This window comes from Streptomyces sp. NPDC018610, assembly GCF_044391765.1.
In the GTDB taxonomy this organism is placed as follows: domain Bacteria; phylum Actinomycetota; class Actinomycetes; order Streptomycetales; family Streptomycetaceae; genus Streptomyces.
In genome coordinates, this window is the sequence record NZ_JBISAL010000001.1 from 291286 (window position 1) to 310928 (window position 19643).

14 protein-coding genes and 1 pseudogene are annotated in these 19643 nt (G+C 74.6%); 8 read left to right on the forward strand and 7 right to left on the reverse strand.

The annotated features are described in order from the left end of the window. Window positions 1–11 precede the first annotated feature (11 nt). Window positions 12–968 carry a 16S rRNA (cytosine(1402)-N(4))-methyltransferase RsmH gene (rsmH, locus tag ACH5A8_RS01305; protein WP_398996706.1) on the reverse strand — a complete coding sequence of 319 codons (957 nt, stop codon included), beginning with the start codon at window positions 966–968 and terminating at the stop codon, window positions 12–14. A 422-nt stretch (window positions 969–1390) separates the two neighbouring features. On the opposite strand from rsmH, the gene ACH5A8_RS01310 reads away from it, so the two are divergent. The 4 genes and pseudogenes from ACH5A8_RS01310 (at window position 1391) to ACH5A8_RS01325 (ending at window position 7352) form a co-directional block, all read left to right on the forward strand. Next, window positions 1391–1939, forward strand: coding sequence for a beta-class carbonic anhydrase (locus tag ACH5A8_RS01310; protein ID WP_398996708.1), 549 nt, complete (start codon window positions 1391–1393; stop codon window positions 1937–1939). Between the two features lie 378 nt (window positions 1940–2317). Further along, window positions 2318–3388, forward strand: coding sequence for an AAA family ATPase (locus ACH5A8_RS01315; protein WP_398996709.1), 1071 nt, complete (start codon window positions 2318–2320; stop codon window positions 3386–3388). Then, a pseudogene (locus tag ACH5A8_RS01320) lies at window positions 3388–4740 on the forward strand (DUF58 domain-containing protein); the annotation flags it as partial. The gene ACH5A8_RS01315 and the pseudogene ACH5A8_RS01320, both read left to right, overlap by 1 nt. 227 nt (window positions 4741–4967) lie before the next feature. Further along, on the forward strand, window positions 4968–7352 hold the full coding sequence (locus ACH5A8_RS01325) for a DUF3488 and DUF4129 domain-containing transglutaminase family protein (protein ID WP_398996711.1): 2385 nt from the start codon (window positions 4968–4970) through the stop codon (window positions 7350–7352). Window positions 7353–7989: 637 nt separating this feature from the next. Here ACH5A8_RS01325 and ACH5A8_RS01330 read toward each other — a convergent pair. From ACH5A8_RS01330 to ACH5A8_RS01340, 3 genes are all read right to left on the reverse strand, one after another. Beyond that, complete coding sequence (locus tag ACH5A8_RS01330) at window positions 7990–8376, reverse strand: DUF3040 domain-containing protein (RefSeq protein WP_398996713.1); 387 nt, start codon at window positions 8374–8376, stop codon at window positions 7990–7992. Window positions 8377–8704: 328 nt separating this feature from the next. Beyond that, window positions 8705–9532 (reverse strand): methyltransferase, encoded by an 828-nt coding sequence (locus ACH5A8_RS01335; protein ID WP_398996715.1) that lies wholly within the window; start codon window positions 9530–9532, stop codon window positions 8705–8707. An 89-nt stretch (window positions 9533–9621) separates the two neighbouring features. Beyond that, complete coding sequence (locus ACH5A8_RS01340) at window positions 9622–10200, reverse strand: SAV_6107 family HEPN domain-containing protein (RefSeq protein ID WP_398996717.1); 579 nt, start codon at window positions 10198–10200, stop codon at window positions 9622–9624. A gap of 222 nt (window positions 10201–10422) precedes the next feature. Between ACH5A8_RS01340 and ACH5A8_RS01345 the strand changes: the two genes are divergently transcribed. The 4 genes from ACH5A8_RS01345 (at window position 10423) to ACH5A8_RS01360 (ending at window position 16339) form a co-directional block, all read left to right on the forward strand. Next, window positions 10423–11523, forward strand: a complete 1101-nt coding sequence (locus ACH5A8_RS01345; protein WP_398998196.1) for an ATP-binding cassette domain-containing protein — start codon at window positions 10423–10425, stop codon at window positions 11521–11523. Then, the gene (locus ACH5A8_RS01350; protein ID WP_398996719.1) at window positions 11495–13582 is read left to right on the forward strand and encodes a YhgE/Pip family protein; all 2088 of its coding nucleotides are present in this window, start codon (window positions 11495–11497) and stop codon (window positions 13580–13582) included. Before ACH5A8_RS01345 ends, ACH5A8_RS01350 begins: the two co-directional genes overlap by 29 nt. 80 nt (window positions 13583–13662) lie before the next feature. After that, window positions 13663–14292 carry a TetR/AcrR family transcriptional regulator gene (locus ACH5A8_RS01355; RefSeq protein ID WP_398996721.1) on the forward strand — a complete coding sequence of 210 codons (630 nt, stop codon included), beginning with the start codon at window positions 13663–13665 and terminating at the stop codon, window positions 14290–14292. Window positions 14293–14821: 529 nt separating this feature from the next. Next, the gene (locus ACH5A8_RS01360) at window positions 14822–16339 is read left to right on the forward strand and encodes a phytoene desaturase family protein (protein ID WP_398996722.1); all 1518 of its coding nucleotides are present in this window, start codon (window positions 14822–14824) and stop codon (window positions 16337–16339) included. Window positions 16340–16560: 221 nt separating this feature from the next. Here ACH5A8_RS01360 and ACH5A8_RS01365 read toward each other — a convergent pair whose 3' ends face one another. The 3 genes from ACH5A8_RS01365 to thiE all read right to left on the reverse strand — a co-directional run bounded on the left by ACH5A8_RS01365 (window position 16561) and on the right by thiE (window position 19441). Continuing rightward, a complete protein-coding gene (locus tag ACH5A8_RS01365) occupies window positions 16561–17559 on the reverse strand; it encodes a hypothetical protein (protein ID WP_398996724.1) in 999 nt (332 codons plus the stop codon). Between the two features lie 56 nt (window positions 17560–17615). Further along, window positions 17616–18539, reverse strand: a complete 924-nt coding sequence (metF, locus tag ACH5A8_RS01370) for a methylenetetrahydrofolate reductase [NAD(P)H] (protein WP_398996726.1) — start codon at window positions 18537–18539, stop codon at window positions 17616–17618. Between the two features lie 227 nt (window positions 18540–18766). Next, window positions 18767–19441: a thiamine phosphate synthase gene (thiE, locus tag ACH5A8_RS01375; protein WP_398996728.1), complete on the reverse strand. Its 675-nt coding sequence runs from the start codon at window positions 19439–19441 to the stop codon at window positions 18767–18769. Window positions 19442–19643: the final 202 nt, after the last annotated feature.

Genomic DNA, 19643 nt, shown 5'->3' on the forward strand with positions numbered 1-19643 from the left:
TCCTCCTTGCCTCACTCGACGTCCGCCCTGACGCGCTCGGCGCCGCGCAGCCGGGCCGGCGCCGCCCGCCGGTTCTCGGCGATCTCCTCCTCGGTGGGAAGTTCGGCACCGCGCGTCAGCAGCTTGAGCCGGGGCTGGTAGCGCTCGGGGACGACCGGGAGGCCGGGGGGCGCGGTGGAGGCGGCGCCGGCCGCGAACACCTGCTTGACCAGGCGGTCTTCGAGGGATTGGTACGACAGTACGGCGATCCGACCGCCGACGTCGAGCGCCTTCACGGCGGCCGGGATCGCCCGCTCCAGGACGGAGAGTTCGCCGTTGACCTCGATGCGCAAGGCCTGGAAGGTGCGCTTGGCCGGGTTGCCGCCGGTGCGCTTGGCGGCCTGCGGCAGCGCGTCGCGGATCAGTTCCACCAGCCGGGCGCTGTTGGTGAACGGCTCCTTCCCGCGCTCGCGGACGATCGCGGCCACGATCCGCTTGGCCTGCTTCTCCTCGCCGTACGCCCGCAGGATGCGGACCAGTTCGCCGGGCGGGTAGGTGTTGAGGACCTCTGCGGCGCTGATGCCGGTGGACTGGTCCATGCGCATGTCCAGGGGGGCGTCCTGGGCGTAGGCGAAGCCGCGGTCGGCCTCGTCCAGCTGCATGGAGGAGACGCCGAGGTCGAACAGGACGCCCTGCACGCGGGCGATGCCCAGCCGGTCGAGCACGTCGGGCAGCTCGTCGTAGACGGCGTGCACCAGGGTGGCCCGGTCGCCGAACGGGGCCAGCCGCTCGCCCGAAAGGCGCAGCGCCTCCTTGTCCCGGTCGAGCGCGACGAGGCGGGCCTCGGGGAAGCGGGTGAGCAGGGCCTCGCTGTGTCCGCCGAGGCCGAGGGTGCAGTCGACGACCACCGCCCCAGGCCGCTCCAGTGCGGGCGCCAGGAGGTCCAGGCACCGGTGGAGCATCACGGGGACGTGTCGGCTGTCGCTCAAGGGGCCCTCTCAGGTCCGGCGCGTCCCGCACGCACCGCCGGGTCCCCGACCGCTCACGGAGGATTGGGTCCGGCCGGCGCCGGAAGCGTCAGCCGACCGGAGCGGGAGGAGGCCGAGCCGTACGTACGCCCCGCGCACGTGGGGAGGCCGACCGGGTGTGTGCCGGGGCCTCCGGGAAAAGCATGTCCAGCAGGGAGAGCGGCGCCTCCCGCTTCGCGTCACTTTAGTCCACCGTGTCGCCCGGTCAATCAACCGGCCTGCGCGTCGCCCGGCGGAGTGCCGGTGACACGACGATCCGGTGAGTTTCACCCGGAAGGAGGGGGTAGCGGCGTGTGTGGAGTCGATCACAACAAGCGACCGCGGGGCCTTTTGTCCCCTCGCTTGAGAGGACCGCGGGGCGCACGACCAGTAACGTCATGAGTATGACGACTTCTGCATCAGTTCCCGCCGGATCCGACAACGCCATAACGGACGGCGCCGTCATCGACGACCTGGTGACCGCGAACGCGGCCTACGCCGACGCGTTCACCGACCCGGGCATGGACGCCCGCCCCGTCCGCAAGGTGACGGTCGTCTCCTGCATGGACGCCCGTATCGACCTGCACGCCGCCCTCGGGCTGCGACTCGGCGACTGTCACACCATCCGCAACGCGGGCGGTGTGGTCACCGACGACGTGATCCGCTCGCTCGCCATCAGCCAGCGGGCGCTGGGCACGCGCAGCGTGGTGCTGATCCATCACACCAACTGCGGCATGGAGTCCCTCACCGAGGACTTCCGGCACGAGCTGGAGATGGAGGTCGGCCAGCGGCCGTCCTGGGCGGTGGAGGCGTTCAAGGACGTCGACCAGGACGTGCGGCAGTCGATGCAGCGCGTGCGCACCTCGCCGTTCCTGCTGGAGACCGGCGACGTGCGCGGTTTCGTGTTCGACGTGCGGACCGGCCGGCTGCGCGAGATCGACCCCGCCGCCTGACCGGCGCGCCCGGCCCGGCGCCTCGGCCCGGCGGGCCCGCACGCGGCATGCGACACGCCGCGTGCGGGCGCCGGCCGCGGTCGTGGCGCGCGGCCTCCGGGCCGCGGATCCCCGCGCGCGGACACCGGCCGTCGTGCGCGGAGCCGAGGCTCGCCACCTGCGAAAGGTCATAAGACCCGACATATCGCGGCCAGTTGTCCACAGGCGGATGACACGAATCGGTAACGGCGGCAAGAATGCGGGGGTGACATCACACGGAACGACCTCCGCGTGGTGTCCGTATTCGGGGTGGGCCGGTCCGCGCTGCGGGCCTCGGCCTGGAAAGCTGGGGTATCCCCTGCCCGTCGAAGGGCGCGGGGAAGGGCCGAGGAGGGCCGGGTGACGACCTATGACGATCGAGCGAGCCTTGGGGGTGTCCCCGCGCGAGCGAAGCCGAGCGTGGGGGACGATCTGACCACGACTGTGGAGCGGGTCCGCGGTTCGGTGGAGAGAGTGATCGAGGGCAAGCCCGAGATCGTGCGGCTCTCGCTGACCGTACTGCTCGCCGAGGGGCACCTCCTGATCGAGGATGTCCCCGGCGTGGGGAAGACGATGCTCGCCAAGGCGCTGGCGCGGTCCATCGACTGCTCGGTGCGGCGCATCCAGTTCACGCCCGACCTGCTGCCGTCGGACATCACCGGCGTGTCCATCTGGGACCAGCAGCGCCGGGACTTCGAGTTCAAGCCGGGTGCGATCTTCGCGCAGATCGTGATCGGCGACGAGATCAACCGCGCCTCCCCCAAGACCCAGTCGGCGCTCCTGGAGTCCATGGAGGAGCGGCAGGTCACCATCGACGGGCAGACCTACGAACTGCCCAGCCCCTTCATGGTGGTGGCCACGCAGAACCCGGTCGAGATGGAGGGCACCTATCCGCTGCCCGAGGCGCAGCGCGACCGCTTCATGGCCCGCGTATCCATCGGCTATCCGAGCCCGGAGGCCGAGCTGCAGATGCTGGACGTGCACGGCGCGGTGAGCCCGCTGGACGACCTCCAGCCGGTGGCGCACGCCCATGACGTCGTCAAGCTGATCGACGCCGTGCGCGCGGTGCACGTCGCCCACGCCGTGCGGCGGTACGCGGTGGACCTGGTCGCCGCCACCCGTTCCCACCCCGATCTCAGACTCGGCGCCTCGCCGCGCGCGACGCTGCATCTGCTGCGCGCGGCGAAGGCGTCCGCGGCACTGAGCGGGAGGGAGTACGCCCTGCCGGACGACGTGCAGGCGCTCGCGGTGGCGGTCCTCGCCCACCGGTTGCTGCCCACCGCCCAGGCACAGCTCAACCGGCGCACCGCGGAACAGGTCGTCCAGGAGATCGTGCAGCACACCCCGGTGCCGGCGGCGGCCCAGGCCGGCGGACTCGGTTCGGTCCACACCACGCCGGAGTTCGGCCGGCCGCAGCCGCGGGGGCTTTGATGACCGACGCGGGGACCGTTCACCCGCGGGACGACCAGGGGGACAGGGGCGGTGTGCGCACCGCGCTGGCCGGTCTGACCACGCGCGGGCGCTCCTTCCTGGCCGCCGGTGTGGCGGCGGCCGTCTGCGCGTACGTCCTCGGCCAGCCCGACCTGCTGCGGGTGGGCCTGCTGCTCGCCGTGCTGCCGTTGGTCTGCGCGGGCGTGCTCCACCGCACCCGTTACCGGGTCGCCGGCAACCGCCGGCTCTCCCCCGCGCAGGTGCCCGCCGGCAGCGAGGCCCGGGTCCACCTGCGGATGGACAACGTGTCCCGGCTGCCGACGGGCCTGCTGATGCTCCAGGACCGGGTGCCGTACGTGCTCGGGCCGCGCCCCCGCTTCGTGCTCGACCGGGTGGAGCCCGGCGGCCGCCGCGAGGTGTCCTACCGGGTCCGCTCCGACCTGCGCGGCCGCTATCCGCTGGGACCGCTCCAGCTGCGTCTGTCGGACCCGTTCGGCATGTGCGAACTGACGCGCTCCTTCTCGTCGTTCGACACCCTGACCGTCATCCCGCGCGTCGTGCCGCTGCCGCCGGTGCGGCTGACCGGCGAGGCCAGGGGGTACGGCGACGGACGGCAGCGCGCGCTGGCGCTGGCCGGCGAGGACGACGTCATCCCGCGCGGGTACCGCTACGGCGACGACCTGCGCCGCGTGCACTGGCGTTCCACCGCGCGCTACGGAGAGCTGATGGTGCGCCGTGAGGAGCAGCCGCAGCGCGCCCGCTGCACGGTGCTGCTGGACACCCGGGCCGCCGCCTTCCGGGGCGTGGGCCCCGACGCGGCTTTCGAGTGGGCGGTGTCCGGGGCGGCCTCCGTCCTGGTCCACATGCTGGAGCGGGGTTTCTCGGTGCGGCTGCTGACCGACACGGGCGACTCGGTGCCCGGCGAGGGCGCCGACGGGTTCGCCGGGTCCGGCCAGGAGTCGGCGGACGCGGCGGGGCTGATGATGGACACCCTCGCCATGATCGCCCACTCGGACGGGGCGGGGCTGTCGCGGGCGTACGACGTGCTGCGCGGCGGCACCGAGGGGCTGCTGGTCGCCTTCCTCGGCGACCTCGACGAGACGCAGGCCGCGGTGGCCGCGAAGATGCGGCAGCGCAGCGGGGGCGCGGTCGCGTTCGTGCTGGACGGCGACGCGTGGACGCGGGAGCCGGCCGGGACGCCCGGTACGGCGGATCCCGGCATGCCGGCCGCGCTGCGGTTGCTGCGCGAGACGGGCTGGACGGTCGTACGCGTGCCCCGCGGCGCCTCGCTGGAGGAACTCTGGCGTCAGGCGGACCGTGAGCGCACCGCCGCCGGCCCGGGAGCCGGAGGCGGCTTCGGCGTGACGGGCGGGAGCGGGCACGACCGCGTCGGTGGCGGCCACGGCACGGCGGGCGGCCCGGTGTTCGAAGCCCGTCCCGCGGTAACGGCCGCAGCCGCTCCGGAGGCGGGTGCCGGGGGCGGTCACGGGACGGCGGGCGGCGTCGGGTACGGCGCGGCGGGCGCGGGAGCAGGGGCGGCGGACGCGGGGCGTGGCGCGGGCTTCGGGGAGGGGCGGGCATGAGCGGGCGGACCCGGCTGACGTGGTGCGCCGCGGCGGCGACGCTGATGGCGGCGTGCGCGCTGCTGCCGCTGGTCGACTCCTCGGTATGGATCCTCCAGGCAGCGCTGCTGCTGGCCGTGCAGTCGGCGGTGGGCGCGGCGTTGCGGCGGGTACCGCCGGCGCGACCGCTGACGGTGGCGGCGCAGGCCCTGGTCACGCTGGTGCTGCTGACCCTGGTCTTCGCCCGGGGCCAGGCCCTGGCCGGGCTGGTCCCGGGCCCCGAGTCCTTCCGCCATCTGGCCGACCTGCTGCAGCAGGGCGCCGACGACGTCGGGCGGTACGCGCCCCCGGCGCCGCTGTCCGACGGCATCCGGCTGATGATCGTCGGCGGTGTCCTGGTGATCGGGCTGGTCGTGGACGCCCTCGCGGTGACCTTCCGCAGCGCGGCCCCCGCCGGACTGCCGCTGCTCGCGCTGTACTCCGTGGCCGCGGGCCTGGCCGACGGCGGCACCGACTGGCTGTGGTTCCTGCTCGCGGCGGCCGGCTATCTGATGCTGCTGCTGGCCGAGGGCCGGGACCGGCTCGCGCAGTGGGGCCGGGTGTTCAGCGGCGCGGCCCGCGCCCCGGGCCGCGAGTCCGGGGGCGCGCCGGCCCCCGTGCGCACGGGGCGCCGCATCGGCGCGTTCGCGCTGGGCGTCGCCCTGGTGGTGCCGCTGGCGCTGCCGGCGATGAAGGGCGGGCTGCTGGGCCCGGCCGGGGCGGGGGTCGGCGCGGGCGTCGGGGGCGGGGGCACGATCTCCGCGGTGAACCCGCTGGTCTCGCTGCGCGACAGCCTGAATGTGGACCAGGACCGCACGGTCCTGAGCCTGCGCACCGACGCGGCGGACGCCTCCGACCTGTACTTGCGGATCGTGTCCCTGGACGACTTCGACGGCACCACCTGGAAGCCGTCCCAGCGGCACATCGTCGGCGTGCCCGACCCGCTGCCCACCCCGGCCGGCCTCAGCGGCGACGTGCGGCGCGCGGAGGTCACCACGACGGTCTCCGCGGCGGACTGGTACGCCCAGGACTGGCTGCCGATGCCGTACCCGCCCAGCGGCGTGCGGATCAAGGGCAACTGGCGCTACGAGCCCGTGGGCATGACGCTGGTCGGCGACCACGGACAGAACACGCGGGGGCTCACCTACCAGGTCCGGAGCCTGGACGTACAGCCGACGGCGGCGCAGCTCGCCGCGGCGCCGGACCCGGCCGCCGCGCTGAAGCGCGAGTACACCAAGGTGCCCAAGTCGCTGCCGGGGATCGTCGCGGTGACCGCGCGGGCGGTCACCGACGGTGCGGCGAACCACTACGAGCAGGCGGTCAAGCTCCAGGACTGGTTCGCCGTCAACGGCGGCTTCCAGTACGACACCCAGGTCGAGGTGGGCAGCGGCTCGGAGGCGATCGCCAAGTTCCTGCGGGACAAGCGGGGCTTTTGCGTGCACTTCTCGTTCGCGATGGCCGCGATGGCGCGCACGCTCGGCATCCCCGCCCGGGTGGCGGTCGGCTTCGCGCCGGGCTCACCGCAGGGCGACGGCACGGTCGCGGTGGGGCTGAAGGACGCGCACGCCTGGCCCGAGCTGTACTTCGAGGGCGTCGGCTGGACCCGCTTCGAGCCGACCCCGACGCGGGGCACGCAGCCGCGGTACACCCAGTCGGACACGCCGGGCACGAGCGTGCCGGACCCGACGGCGCCGTCCCGTACGGCGAGCGCCGCGCCGTCCGCCACGGCCTCGGCGAGCACGGACTGCCCGCCGACGTTGAAGCGGCTGCAGGAGTGCCCGAGCCCGTCCGCGCAGGCCGTGCTGTCCGTCGACGACGGCGGTCCTCGGTGGTACGCGGTCGCGGCGTGGGCGCTGGGCGGGGCGCTGGTCGTCGTGCTGCCGCTGCTGCCGGCACTGTGGCGCAGACGGGTGCGGTCGATCCGGCTGGGCGCGCACGGGCGGGGCGAGGCGGACGCCGCGCCGCACACGCTCGCCGTCTGGCGGGAACTGACCGACACGGCCTGGGACTTCGGCATCCCACCGGACGACTCGCGGACACCGCGCACGGCGGCCGCGCGGATCGTCCGGCTCGGACGTCTGGACCCGGCGGCCGCGGCCTCGGTGCACCGGCTGGCGGATGCCGTGGAGCAGGTCCTCTACGCTCCTCGGCCGCGTCCGGTCGCCGGGCTCGCCGAGGACGCCCGCCACGCCGCTGCGGGTCTGCGGGCCACGGCCTCCCGCGCGGCCGGACTGCGCGCCGCGCTCGCCCCTCGCTCCAGCGCCCGCCTGGCCTGGGCTCTCTCTGCCCGCTGGTCGGCCCTGAGATCCCGCGTGAGGGCCCTCCGCCCGGCGCTGCGCCGGCCCTCACGCCAGCAGGGCTGACGCCGCGCCGACGGAGGGTGGGACCACCCGGCGGCGGCCGGCCGCGCCCCGGGCGGCCGTTCGCCCGGCCGCGGGGGCCCGCCCGTCTCGCCCAGGGATCCGCCCTGTCTCGCCTCGCGAGAGGGGCAGCCCCGGAGCGCGGGCGTGCCCGCCGGCGGGGCATCGCCCTACAGGGCGCGGGCACGCCACTGAGCCTGGGCGCGCTCCGGGGCGTGGGCCGCGCCCGGGTGGCGGGGCGCGGCCTCACGACGGGCTGTCGGAGCGCCGCCAGGGCGTGTCTCGCGAGTGGCGTCGTCCGCCCGGAGGGCAGGGCTCGCGGCGTCTGGCGGTGGGGCCCCCACGCCGTTCAGGCAGTGGGGGAGCATCGCGAGGCGGAGAGTCGTCCGCGTACCGGGCGTACGCGGACGATCCCGACAACGCGGCGTGGGGGTGCCCCCGGCCGAAGGCTGGGGGAGCGCCGCACCGGACGCCGCGAGCCAGACGGGACTTTCTGAGCCCGCCCTAGGCCGGGGACGGAGGCCGTCGGGACGGCGAGTCGTGGCCCTGGGGTCGGGACGTGGCCGGTTCTGGACATCGGTGAGGGGCTGGCCACCTGTGGTGGCCAGCCCCTCACCGGATGTCTGGGTCGGCTCCTCGCCTAGTGACCCTGTTCGTCGCGACGGCGCTGCCAGCGCTGTTCGATGCGGTCCATCATGGAGCGCTTCGCCCGGATCTGGTGGCGGGCGTGCGGTCCGACGGGCTGCTCCCCCGGCTTGGGGGACTTGCGCCAGCCGGTCACGGCCAGCACGGCGCAGCCGAGCATGACCAGGAAACCCACGACGCTCACCCATGTCTGCTGGGTGACCACACCCGCCATGAGGAGCGCGATACCTACGAGGAAGCCCGCGACCGCCTGGTAGACCCGCCGCCGGGTGTACGTACGCAGCCCGCTTCCCTCGAGCGCCGACGCGAACTTGGGATCTTCGGCGTACAGCGCTCGCTCCATCTGCTCGAGCATGCGCTGCTCGTGCTCCGAGAGCGGCACGGAGTCCTCCTCATCGTGCAGTCGCCGGGGGCGACCCGGGGGGTCCCTTCAGGATAGGCAGGGAATCGCCCCCGTGAAACCCGCCCCTCTGCGCCAACTGGCCAACCTGATCCGCCACGGCGGGCCCGGCTCGCTGAGGCTTCCATTCCCCGGCGGCCGACCCGTCATGCCGGACGGTCTCCCTCGATCATACGGCGCACGGTCGGGGAGCGGGGGGCCTGTGGCGCACTCCATGCCCGGCCGGACCGCCGGCCCGAGGTCCGCCCCACGAGTGGCCCCGTGCCCCGTCGACCGGCTCGGGTCACGCGGCGGCGGCCCCGGGACCGGCTCAGGCCCCCGCGGCGGCCGGTGTCTCGCCGAGCACGTGGAGCTGGGTGGCCACGGAGTGGAACGCCGGCAGCTCGGCCGCCGCCGCCTCCAGCGCCAGCAGCGCGTCCAGCGTGCCCGGCTCGGTGTCCACCAGGACGCCGGGCACGAGGTCGGCGAAGACCCGGACGCCGTGCACCGCGCCCACCGTCACCCCCACGCTCTCGACGAGCGCGGTGAGCTGCTCGGCGGTGAAGCGGCGCGGCATCGGGTCGCCCTCGCCCCAACGGCCGTCAGGGTCGCCGAGGGCCTGCCGGGCCTCCTTGAAGTGGCCTGCCAGGGCCCTGGCGAGCACCGCGCCGCCGAGACCGGCGGCGAGCAGGCTGAGGACGCCCCCGGCGCGCAGCGCGGCGACCGCGTTGCGCAGGCCCTCGGCCGGGTCGTCGACGTACTCCAGGACACCGTGGCAGAGCACCGCGTCGTAGCCGCCGCGCTCGACCACGTCGAAGAGTCCGTGCGCGTCGCCCTGCACTCCGCGCACCCGGTCGGCCACGCCGGCCTCGGCGGCGCGGCGCTCCAGGGCGAACAGCGCGTTCGGGCTGGGGTCGACGACGGTGACCCGGTGGCCGAGGCCGGCCAGGGGCACGGCGAAGTTGCCGCTGCCGCCGCCGGTGTCGAGAACGTCCAGCGCCTCCCGGCCCGTGGCCTTCACCCGCCGGTCGAGGGCGTCCCGCAGGACCTCCCAGACCACGGCCGTACGGAGTGCGGCGCGCGGCCGGGAGGAGCCGGGGCGCGGTGACGTCGGTCGAGGGCTGTGTGGGGAGACGGGCGGGCGCATCGGGTCCGACACGGCAGTTGACTCCTCGAGGCGGCACCGCCTCTTGCACGGCGGGGCGATCGGGCTGCCTGCCCGGCCCGGGAACGGGAGGCGGGAAGGCTTCAGGCACTCTCCACCCTATTGCCTCCGATGCCCCCTCCGCCCGTCGCCTCGGCGCCGCCCGTCTCCCCCGGGTCCGGGCGGGGCTGCGGCAGCACCGGCTGGAGGACCAGCATTCGCTCGACGATGCGCAGGAACATCGCCACGTCCCGTATCAGGTCGTCGGCGTCCCGGCGGCCGGCCGCGCCCTGGACACCGGCCTCGGCGAGCGCGCGGCGGCGGGCGCCCGAGGCGAACAGCGCGCTCCACTCGGTCAGTTCGGGCGCTATCTCGGGGAGGACTTCCCAGGCGCTGCGGATCCTGGCCCGGCGCCTGGGGTTGGTCTCCGGGCGGCCTCGTGCGGCGAGCACGGCGGCGGCGGTGCGCAGGGCGGCGAGGTGGGCCGTCGCGTAGCGCTCGTTCGGCTGTTCCAGGACGGTGGCCTCTTCGAGTCCTGCCCGGGCCTGGGCGAGCAGGTCGAGTGCGGCGGGCGGGGCCGTGGCCCGGCGGAGCACGGGGTGCACGTCGCTCGCCGGGCCGGTCAGTGAGGGGGCAGGGCCGGAAGCGCGGCGCCGGCGGGCGGCCGCGGAGGAGTTGGCCATGACGAACCTCCTGTCGTCTGGGTGACGGCACGGGTGCCGTATGTGCCCATCGTGAGGTATGCCACTGACAATCCGTTCTGACCTGGACTTTTGCTTGGATCGCGGAATCGGGGGTAACTTTTGCACTGACCAGTCAGTTCAAAAACCGGCAGGGGGAGGGGAAGGCCCGTGGACGCCTCCGAGGAGCCGCAGGAGACCCCGCGCTTCAGCCCTCGCACCGCCGTGGCCGGCCCGGCGGGGGGCGCCGGGCCGGGCACGGCGGGGGACGCCGGGCGCGGCCTCGCCGTCACGGCCCGCGGCTTCGGGCTGCGCGGGCCGCGCGGCTGGGCGTTCCGCGACGTGGACGTCGACGCGGAGCCCGGTGCGCTGATCGCCGTGGCGGGCCCGTCCGGCTCCGGCCGCACCTGCCTGCTGCTGGCGCTCACCGGGCGGATGAAGCCCACGGAGGGGGTGGCCGAGGTGGGCGGCTTCAAACCACCCCGGCACATGTCCGCGCTGCGCCGCGTCAGCGCGCTCGCCAACGTCGCCGGCGTGACCGACCTCGAACCGGCCCTGACCGTCGGCGAGCACCTGCGCGAACGGGCGCTGCTCCAGCGCAGGTTCGGCTCCGCGCCGCGCGGCCTGCTGCGTTCGCGCGCGCGGCGGCGGGCCGAGGAACGGGAGTTGACGGACACCGCGCTGGCCGCCGCCGGCCTCGACCTCATGGCGCTGCCCAAGGGCGCGAGGACCACCGTGCGGGACCTGGAGCGTCTGGAGGCGCTGCGCCTGTCCGTCGCCCTGGCCCTGATGTCCGGGCCGCGACTGCTCGCCGTGGACGACGCCGACTTCAAGCTCTCGCCCGCCGAACGCACCGAGGTCTGGGCGTTGTTGCAATCCGTCGCCGAGTCCGGGACGACCGTGGTGGCGGTGTGCGGCGAGGCGCCCGATGACGCGGTGGTCGTGTCCACCACCGGCTCCCGCGAGCCGGGGACCGCCGACACCAGGACCACCGACCGCGGGACCGGCGACCGCGGGACCGGCGACGACAGGGACGCCGACGAGACGACCGAGCCGGCCCCCGACGACGACGGCGGACGCGACAACGAGGGCGGGCCCGAGGACGACCACGGGCCCGAGGACGACCACGGGCCCGAGGACGACGGCGGACGCCCCGACCACGCCGGTCCCGAGACCGACAGGCCCGAACACGACGACAGGCCCGAACGCGACAACGGGCCCGAACACGACAACGGGCCCAAGAACGACATCAGGCCTAAGGACGACAAACCCGGCGACGACACGGAGGGGGCGGCCGATGCGCTCGCCGAGACTGGCCGCTCTTGAACTGAGGCGCTTCGGCCGCGGCAGGCTGCCGCGCGCCGCCCTGGTCGCCCTGCTCGTGCTGCCGTTGCTCTACGGCGCGCTGTACCTGTGGTCCTTCTGGGATCCGTACGGCCGCCTGGACCGGGTGCCGGTGGCGCTCGTGGACGAGGACCGCGGGGCCACGGCCGGCGGGCAGCGGATCACCGCCGGCGACGACCTCACCAAGGGCCTGCTGAAGAGCGAGGTGTTCGACTGGCACCGGGTGAGCGCCGCCGAGGCCCGCCGGGGCGTCGAGGACGGCACGTACTACCTCTCGCTGACGATGCCCGCCGACTTCAGCGAGCGGATCGCCTCCAGCGCGGGCGGCTCCCCCGAGACGAGCGCCCTCCAGGTCCGTACGAACGACGCCAACAACTACATCGTCGGGCAGATCTCGCGGACGGTGTTCAACGAGGTCCGCACCGCCGCCTCCACCAAGGCCTCGCGCTCCTTCCTGGACCGTATCTTCATCTCGTTCTCCGACATCCACGGGCAGACGGTCGAGGCCGCCGAGGGCGCCGACCGGCTCAGCGGGGGCATCGGCAAGGCGAAGAAGGGCTCCCAGGACCTCGCCGACGGGCTGACGGAGGCCAAGAAGGGCAGCGGCAAGCTGGCCAAGGGCCTGCGCAGGCTCGACACCGGCGCGGGCGCCCTGGAGAGCGGCTCACGACGGGTCGCCGACGGCACCCAGACCCTCGCCGACAAGGTCGACGCGGTGCACACCGCTGTGGGCCCCTTCCTGAAGGACAACGAGAAGACGATCGGCGACTCGGCCCAGCTGGTCGCGGACTCCGCCAAGGCGATCCGCCGCAACCTCGGCACGCTGGTGAAGAGGGCCCCGGGCGCCGCGAGGGCCGCGCACGCGGCCTCCACCGGCCTGGACGACGTCTACGCCCGGCGCTGCCCGGAATCCGCCGCCCTGCCCGACGCCGCCTGCGCCGACCTCGAGAAGGCCAAGGAGGCCGCCGCCGACGTGGCGACCGTCGCCGACGACGTCGACACGCTGATCACGGACAACGACGGCGATCTGAAGAAGCTGGACGCCGACCTCGCCGGCCTCCAGAAGAAGGCCCAGGCGCTCGCCGACCGGGCGCCGCACCTGTCGGAGGACGTCGACGACGCCGTGAAGAGGATCGACGAGCTCAACAAGGGCGCGGGCGAGGTCGCCGCGGGCGCGAAGAAGCTGCACACCGGGCTCGGTACGGCCAAGTCCGGCGCGAGCGACCTCGACGACGGCGTCGGCAAGCTCAAGACGGGCGCCCTGGACCTGAACGGCGGCATGTACAAGCTGGCCGACGGTTCCGGGAAGCTGGCCGGCGGACTGCACGACGGCGCCAAGAAGATCCCGGACTACGACAAGAAGGACCGCGACCAGCGCACGGGCGTGATGGCCGACCCGGTCCAGCTGGCCTCCCGGGACCTGCATCACGCGCCCAACTACGGCACCGGCTTCGCCCCGTACTTCATCCCGCTCTCCCTGTGGGTGGGCGCCATGGTGGCGTACATGCTGATCCCGCCGATGAACCGGCGCGCGCTGGCCGCGGGCGCCTCCTCGTGGCGGATCGCGCTGGCGGGCTGGCTGCCGGTGGTGGCGGTCGGGGCGCTGCAGACGGCGGCCCTGATGGCGGTGCTGCACTGGGCGGTGGGCCTGGAGATGGTCCGCGCGGGAGGCACGATCGCCTTCCTGTTCCTGGTGGCGGCGTGCTTCGCGGCGATCGTGCAGTGGCTGAACGCGCGCTTCGGACCGGCCGGCCGGATCCTCGTCCTGGCCCTGCTGATGCTCCAGCTGACGTCCGCCGGCGGCACCTATCCGGTGCAGACCAGTCCCGGCTTCTTCAACGCGCTGCATCCCTTCCTGCCGATGAGCTACGTCGTCGACGCCCTCAGGAGGCTGATCACCGGCGGCTCTCTCGGGCCGGTGTGGACGGCCTGCGCGGTGCTCGCGGGCTTCACGGCGGCGGCACTCGCGCTGACCGCGCTGTCGGCGCGGCGGCGGCAGGTGTGGACGTTGGACCGGCTGCACCCGGAGCTGAGCCTGTGACCCGGCCGCCCGCCACCCCTGCCGGACCCACCGGACCCGCCGGACCCGCCGGACGGTCCGTACCTGTGAGAATCGGGGCCATGGAACGCAGCAGCACCACGCCGGGCGGCCGTACCCGCCGGGAGGCCACCCGGCAGAAGCTTTACGAGGCGGCCGTCACGCTCATCGCCGAGCAGGGCTTCTCCGCCACCACGGTGGACGAGATCGCCGAGCGTGCCGGGGTGGCCAAGGGCACGGTCTACTACAACTTCGCGAGCAAGTCGGTCCTCTTCGAGGAGCTGCTGCGGCACGGCGTGGGACTGCTCACCGCCTCCCTCAGGGAGGCGGCCGAGGGAACGGAGCGGGCGGGCGGCAGCCGCGTCGACGCCCTGGACGCGATGATCCGGGCCGGTCTCGTCTTCATCGACCGCTACCCCGCCTTCACCCAGCTGTACGTGGCCGAGCTGTGGCGCACCAACCGGGCCTGGCAGTCCACGCTCATGGTGGTCCGCCAGGAGGCGGTCGCGGTGGTGGAGGGCGTACTGCGCGACGGGGTGGCGCACGGTGAGTTCAGCGAGGAGATCGACGTCCCGCTCACCGCCGCCGCCCTGGTGGGCATGGTGCTGGTGGCCGCCCTGGACTGGAAGTCCTTCCAGCCCGAACGCTCCCTGGACGACGTCCACGCCGCCCTGTCCCGCCTCCTGCAGGGACGGGTGAGCGGCGCCCGCTGAGACACGCGGGGGACCGTCGGGGGGCGCAGCGGGGTCCCGCGGGCCTGGACCTCCGGGAGCCGTCGGGGCGGGTGGCGGGAGCGCCGGTACGCCATGGCCGCGTTCCCCCGCCGGCCTCGACGCACCGTCGCTCCCGCCCGCTCCGGCTCCCCCTGCCTCCCCCGCTCCCCGGCCCCGGCGGGTCGTGTCCGGTCGTCCCGTACCTCCCCGGCCCCCGGCCCCGGCGGGTCCCGCCCGGTCGTCCCGGACCCGTGCCCCGCGTCCGCCGGCGCGGGCCGGCCAAGGGGGCGGTCCAGGGCGGCGCCGTTCCGCCGCCCCGTGCCGGCGGTACCGGCGCCGTGCCCCTTCCCGTGCCCCCACTCTCCCGTCCACGCGGCCCGGCCCCCATCCGCGCGCGTACTCATCTTGGCGGCTAGGTACGGGTACTCAGCGCTCGCCGCCCTGGTCCGAAAGAGCCGGCCAGGGGAGGAACGCGCTGGTCACAGCCCCGCGGCGGGAACTGTCGGCGGTGGTCGGTAAAGTCGCCGGCATGGCACGGATTGCGGTGATCGGCGCCGGGACGGGCGCGATGGCTGCCGCCGCCCGGCTGGCCGTCGCGGGCCACCGGGTGACGGTGTACGAGCGTACGGAGACGTACGGCGGCGCGGTGCGCCGTCTCAAACGGGACGGCTTCGCCTTCGACACCGGCCCCGGACTGCTCCCGTTGCCCGCGGTCTACCGCGACCTGTTCGTCAAGACCGGCAAGGAGCCGCTGGAGGACCGCGTCGAACTGGTCCAGGTCGACCCCTCCGCACGGCACGTCTTCGCGGACGGCGCCGAGGTGTCCCTGCCGAACGCCTCCCGTGCGGGCGTCGTCACGGCCCTGGACGAGGCGCTCGGGGCGGGGGCCGGGCAGCGCTGGGGCGACTTCCTGGTGCGGGCGCGCGAGGCCTGGGACCGCACCCGCAGGCCGCTGCTGGAGGAGCCGCTGTGGCCCAACTGGCCGGTGCTGGCCGAGCGGGAGCCCTATCCGGCGGTGCCGCACAAGCGCCTGCTGCGCACCCGGCGGGCCGGCACGCTCGCCGAGGTCGGTGCCTGGGAGCTGCGCGACGCCCGCCTCGCCGCGCTCCTGGAGAGTCACGCGCTCGCCTACGGCCTCGATCCGCGCACCGCTCCGGCGAGCGCGGCCGTGCTGCCGTACATGGAGCACGCCTTCGGCACCTGGTACGTCCGGGGCGGCCTGCGTGAGCTGGCCCGCGCGGTGTACGAGCGGTGCGTGGCCCGCAGGGTCGAGTTCGTCTTCGGTGCCGAGGCCCGGCGGATCGTCGAGGAGGACGGCCGGGCGGCGGGCGTGGAGTTCGCCGACGGGTCCGTCGCGGAGGCGGAGTTCGTGGTCGCCGGGGTGCCGCCGAGGACCCTGGAGCGCCTGGCCGGCCGTGCGTCGGTCCGGAACGGCGGCGGGGTGCCGGCCCAGCGCGGACTGCCGAGCCGGCTGACCGTGCTGCTGGCGCTGCGCGGCGGGCGTCCCGAGGGGACGGCGCACCGGACCGTGGTGCACACACGGGACCGCGAGGCCGAACTCGACGCGTTGTTCGGCACCGCGCCCAGGATGCCCGCGCTGCCCACGGTCACCGTGTCGCGGCCCGGCGACCCGGCGCTGGCGCCGGACGCCGAGCACGAGGCCGTGACGCTCACGGCCACGGTCCCGGCCCCCGCGGACGGCTCGGCGGTCGCGGGGCGCGAGGCCCTGGAGGTCCAGGCCGACCGCATGATCACGGCGGCCGAGCGCGCGGTGCCGGGGCTGCGGGACCGGATTCTGTGGCACGAGGTCCGCGGCCCGGCCGACGTCGAGCGGGAGACCGGTGCGGCGGGCGGCGCCGTGCCCGCGCCGGCGCTGGCCGCCGCCGAGGGGCGGCTGCTGCACCCGTCCAACTCCACCGCGCTCGCCGGGCTGTTCACCGTGGGCGGCTGGTCGCACCCCGGCGGCGGGCTGCCGCACGCCGGGATGTCGGGCGCGCTGGTGGCAGGACTGATCGTGGAGGGACCGGAGTTCCGCGGCTCCCAGTGACCCCGGCCGGGCAGTGGGCCCGGCCCGGGCCTGCGTTCGGCCCGGCAGCAGTGGGCCCGGCCGGGTTCGATTTCGGCCCGGCCGTGAGTCCGGTCCGGCCGTGCGCCCGGCTCGCGGTGGGTCCGATCCGTCAGCGCCCCCGACCCGGCGACCGGCCGCCGGGCTCGAGAACCCGCCGGGCCCAGAACCTGCCGGGCTCAGAGGCCGGGTTCAGGCCGGGTTCAGAATCGGTACTGCTCGTCGAAGCCCGCCCCGTGCGGGGCCTGGCCCTGCCCCTCGGCCTGGTAGGGGTAGGGCTGCTGCTCGGGCGGGAGCCCGTTCGCGTCCTCGCCGCGCTGCTGCGGAACCCACACCCCGGCGGCCGGCGTCTCGCCCCCGTAGCCGCCCGCGGCGTACGGGTCCTGGGCGCCGTGGGTGCCGTAGGCGGTGTCGTAGGAGGCGTCGCCGTAGGCGGGCTGGCCGGTGAAGTACGGGTCGGAGTAGCCGGTGTAGCCCTGGCCGGTGGTGTCGTAGCCGTAGCCCTGCTGCCCGTAGCCGGAGTAGTCGTAGCCGTAGCCCTGGTCGGCGCTCTGGGCCGTGGTGGCGTACTCGTCCTGGGGCGTCCGGGTGCCGTAGACGCCGTAGGAGCCGGTGTCGTCGGGCAGGGGCTGCGGCTCGTACACCGCGGTGCTCTCGGCGGCCGTGGCGCGGCCGGGCCGGGCGGGCGCGAACACGTCGTCACGGTCCTGGTCGTCGTCGTGCCCGTAGGGCGGGCCGTCGTCCCCGGTCAGCGCCTTTGCCGCGTCCGCTCCGGCCAAGACGTCCACGCCGTCCGTGAGATGCGCGCCGTCCGTGAGGTGGGCGCCGTCCGCGTCGGGGTGCGGTACGCCGTCGACGGCTTCGGGGCCGGCGGCCTCCGGGTCCGCGCCCTTCTTCTTGCGCTCGGCCCTGCCCCGGCGGCGCTTGGTTCCCTCGCCGTCCGGACCGGGCCGGCTGACCGCCCAACCGGCCGCGAACCCGCGGCGGAAGGACAGCGTCACGTACGTCTGCCCGACCGCGAACGCGGCCGTGCCGAGGCCGATGACCAGAACCGACGGGATCAGCACACCGAGCACGACGCACAGGAAGCCCGCGAAGGCCAGCAGCCGCCAGCGCAGCCGCGCCTTGTACTGCAGCAGCACCTCGCCGAGCAGCCACAGCGCGACGACGCCGAACGCGATGTAGAGGACCGTCCAGCCCATGTACGCCCCTCTCCCAGTGACCGCTCCGCAGTGTGTCGTACGCGGGTACGGCCGGTCTAGGCCCGCGGTGGGTGGTGCAGGCCCAGGTTCTCGTAGATTTCCAGGGTCGCCGTGGAGTTGTTGAGCGTGATGAAGTGCAGTCCGGGCACTCCTTCGGCCAGCAGCCGCGCGCAGAACTCGGTGGCGAACTCGATCCCCATGGAGCGTACCGCCGCCGGATCGTCCTTGGCTGTGAGGATCCGCTCTTTCAGGGCGTCGGGAATGACGGCGTTGCTCAGCTGGGGCAGCCGTTCCAGCATCTTGACGCTGGTGACCGGCATGACCTCGGGGATGACCGGGGTCTCGCAGCCCGCGGCGGCGACGCGGTCGCGCAGCCGGAGGTAGGACTCCGGCTGGAAGAACATCTGGGTGATGGCGTAGTCGGCGCCGGCGCGGCACTTGTCGACGAAGCGCGCGACGTCCGAGTCCCAGTCCGCCGAGCGCGGGTGCATCTCGGGGAAGGCCGCCACGCCGACGCAGAAGTCGCCCGACTCCTTGATGAGACGGACGAGTTCGGCGGCGTAGGTCAGCCCGCGCGGGTGCGGGACCCACTCGCCCATCGGGTCGCCGGGCGGGTCGCCGCGCACGGCGAGCATGTTGCGGATCCCGGCGTCGGCGTACTGGCCGATGATGTTGCGCAGTTCGGCGATCGAGTGGTTGACGGCGGTGAGGTGCGCGACCGGCGTCAGCGTGGTGTCGGCGGCGATCTGCTCGGTCGCCCGGACCGTGCCCGCGCGGGTGGAACCGCCGGCCCCGTACGTCACGGAGACGAAGTCGGGGGCGACCGCCTCCACCCTGCGCAGCGCGTTCCACAGGTTGCGCTCGCCCTTCTCCGTCTTCGGCGCCCAGAACTCGAAGGAGAACGTGCTCTTGCCGGTGGCGAGCATGTCGCGCACGGTGCGAGCGCGGTCAGTCCTGGTGGATGCGGTTCCGAGGGCCATACTCGCAGGTTATCCACAGGGCGGCGGTCCCCCAACCGAACCCCGGAAATTTGACCGAATTGCCCCTTTCTCGTCCACCCATCGGACACGTGACCCCGAAATACGCCCCGGACACCCCATCGCCCGTCCGAATAGCGAGACACATTCGGGAGTAGAGCGACCGGAGCGACCGGAGCGAGATCACAGCAGGTCAGAGCACGCCGCGAACGGCATCGGAGCGGATCCGGCTATCCCGCCTGCCGCAGTCGCTCGGCGAACTCCGCCGCCGCCGCGCCGGGGTCGTCGGCCTCGGTGATCGCCCGGACCACGACGACCCGCCGGGCGCCCGCGTCGAGGACCTCGTCGAGGTTGCCGAGGTCGATGCCGCCGATGGCGAACCAGGGACGGTCGGTGCCGAGGGAGGCGGTGTGGCGGACGAGGCCGAGGCCGGGCGCGTGGCGGCCGGGCTTGGTCGGGGTGGGCCAGCAGGGGCCCGTGCAGAAGTAGTCCACGCCGTCCTGCGCCGCCGCGGCCTCCGCCTCCGCCTCGGAGTGCGTGGAGCGGCCGATCAGGACGCCGTCGCCGAGTATCGCGCGGGCCGCCGGGACGGGCAGGTCGCCCTGCCCGAGGTGGAGCACGTCCGCGCGGGCGGCGTGCGCGACGTCCGCGCGGTCGTTGACCGCGAACAGCTTGCCGTGGCGGGCGCAGGCGTCGGCGAACACCTTCAGGTGCTCCAGCTCCTCCCCCGCCTCCATGCCCTTGTCCCGCAGCTGCACGATGTCGACTCCGCCGGCCAGCACCGCGTCGAGGAACTCGGGCAGATCGCCCCGCTCCCTGCGGGCGTCCGTGCACAGGTACAGGCGCGCGTCGGCGAGCCGGTCACGAGCGGCGGCCGCGGAGGTGTCGATGGCGGCGTCGGACATACGTGGGTCCCCCCGTTCGTCGATGCGGCGCGCCCCCGCTCCGCTGTGGACGCGGTACGGCGGCACGCCGCTGTGGATGCGGTGCGCTCACGCGCCGCTGTCGGTGCGGCGGCGGCGCCCACGGCCTACGGAGACCGCGGTCGCCGTTCACCGCTGGTGCAGTGTGCCGACCCTACGGCGGTCGGCGCGGGGCCGGAGCCCC

Coding starts and splice junctions, on each gene's coding strand:
- ACH5A8_RS01365 (WP_398996724.1), bottom strand. CDS start 17,559: ATGGGCTGGACGGTCCTCTACATCGCGTTCGGCGTCGTCGCGCTGTGG.
- ACH5A8_RS01360 (WP_398996722.1), top strand. CDS start 14,822: ATGGCACGGATTGCGGTGATCGGCGCCGGGACGGGCGCGATGGCTGCC.
- ACH5A8_RS01325 (WP_398996711.1), top strand. CDS start 4,968: ATGAGCGGGCGGACCCGGCTGACGTGGTGCGCCGCGGCGGCGACGCTG.
- ACH5A8_RS01310 (WP_398996708.1), top strand. CDS start 1,391: ATGACGACTTCTGCATCAGTTCCCGCCGGATCCGACAACGCCATAACG.
- ACH5A8_RS01350 (WP_398996719.1), top strand. CDS start 11,495: ATGCGCTCGCCGAGACTGGCCGCTCTTGAACTGAGGCGCTTCGGCCGC.
- metF (WP_398996726.1), bottom strand. CDS start 18,539: ATGGCCCTCGGAACCGCATCCACCAGGACTGACCGCGCTCGCACCGTG.
- thiE (WP_398996728.1), bottom strand. CDS start 19,441: ATGTCCGACGCCGCCATCGACACCTCCGCGGCCGCCGCTCGTGACCGG.
- ACH5A8_RS01340 (WP_398996717.1), bottom strand. CDS start 10,200: ATGGCCAACTCCTCCGCGGCCGCCCGCCGGCGCCGCGCTTCCGGCCCT.
- ACH5A8_RS01355 (WP_398996721.1), top strand. CDS start 13,663: ATGGAACGCAGCAGCACCACGCCGGGCGGCCGTACCCGCCGGGAGGCC.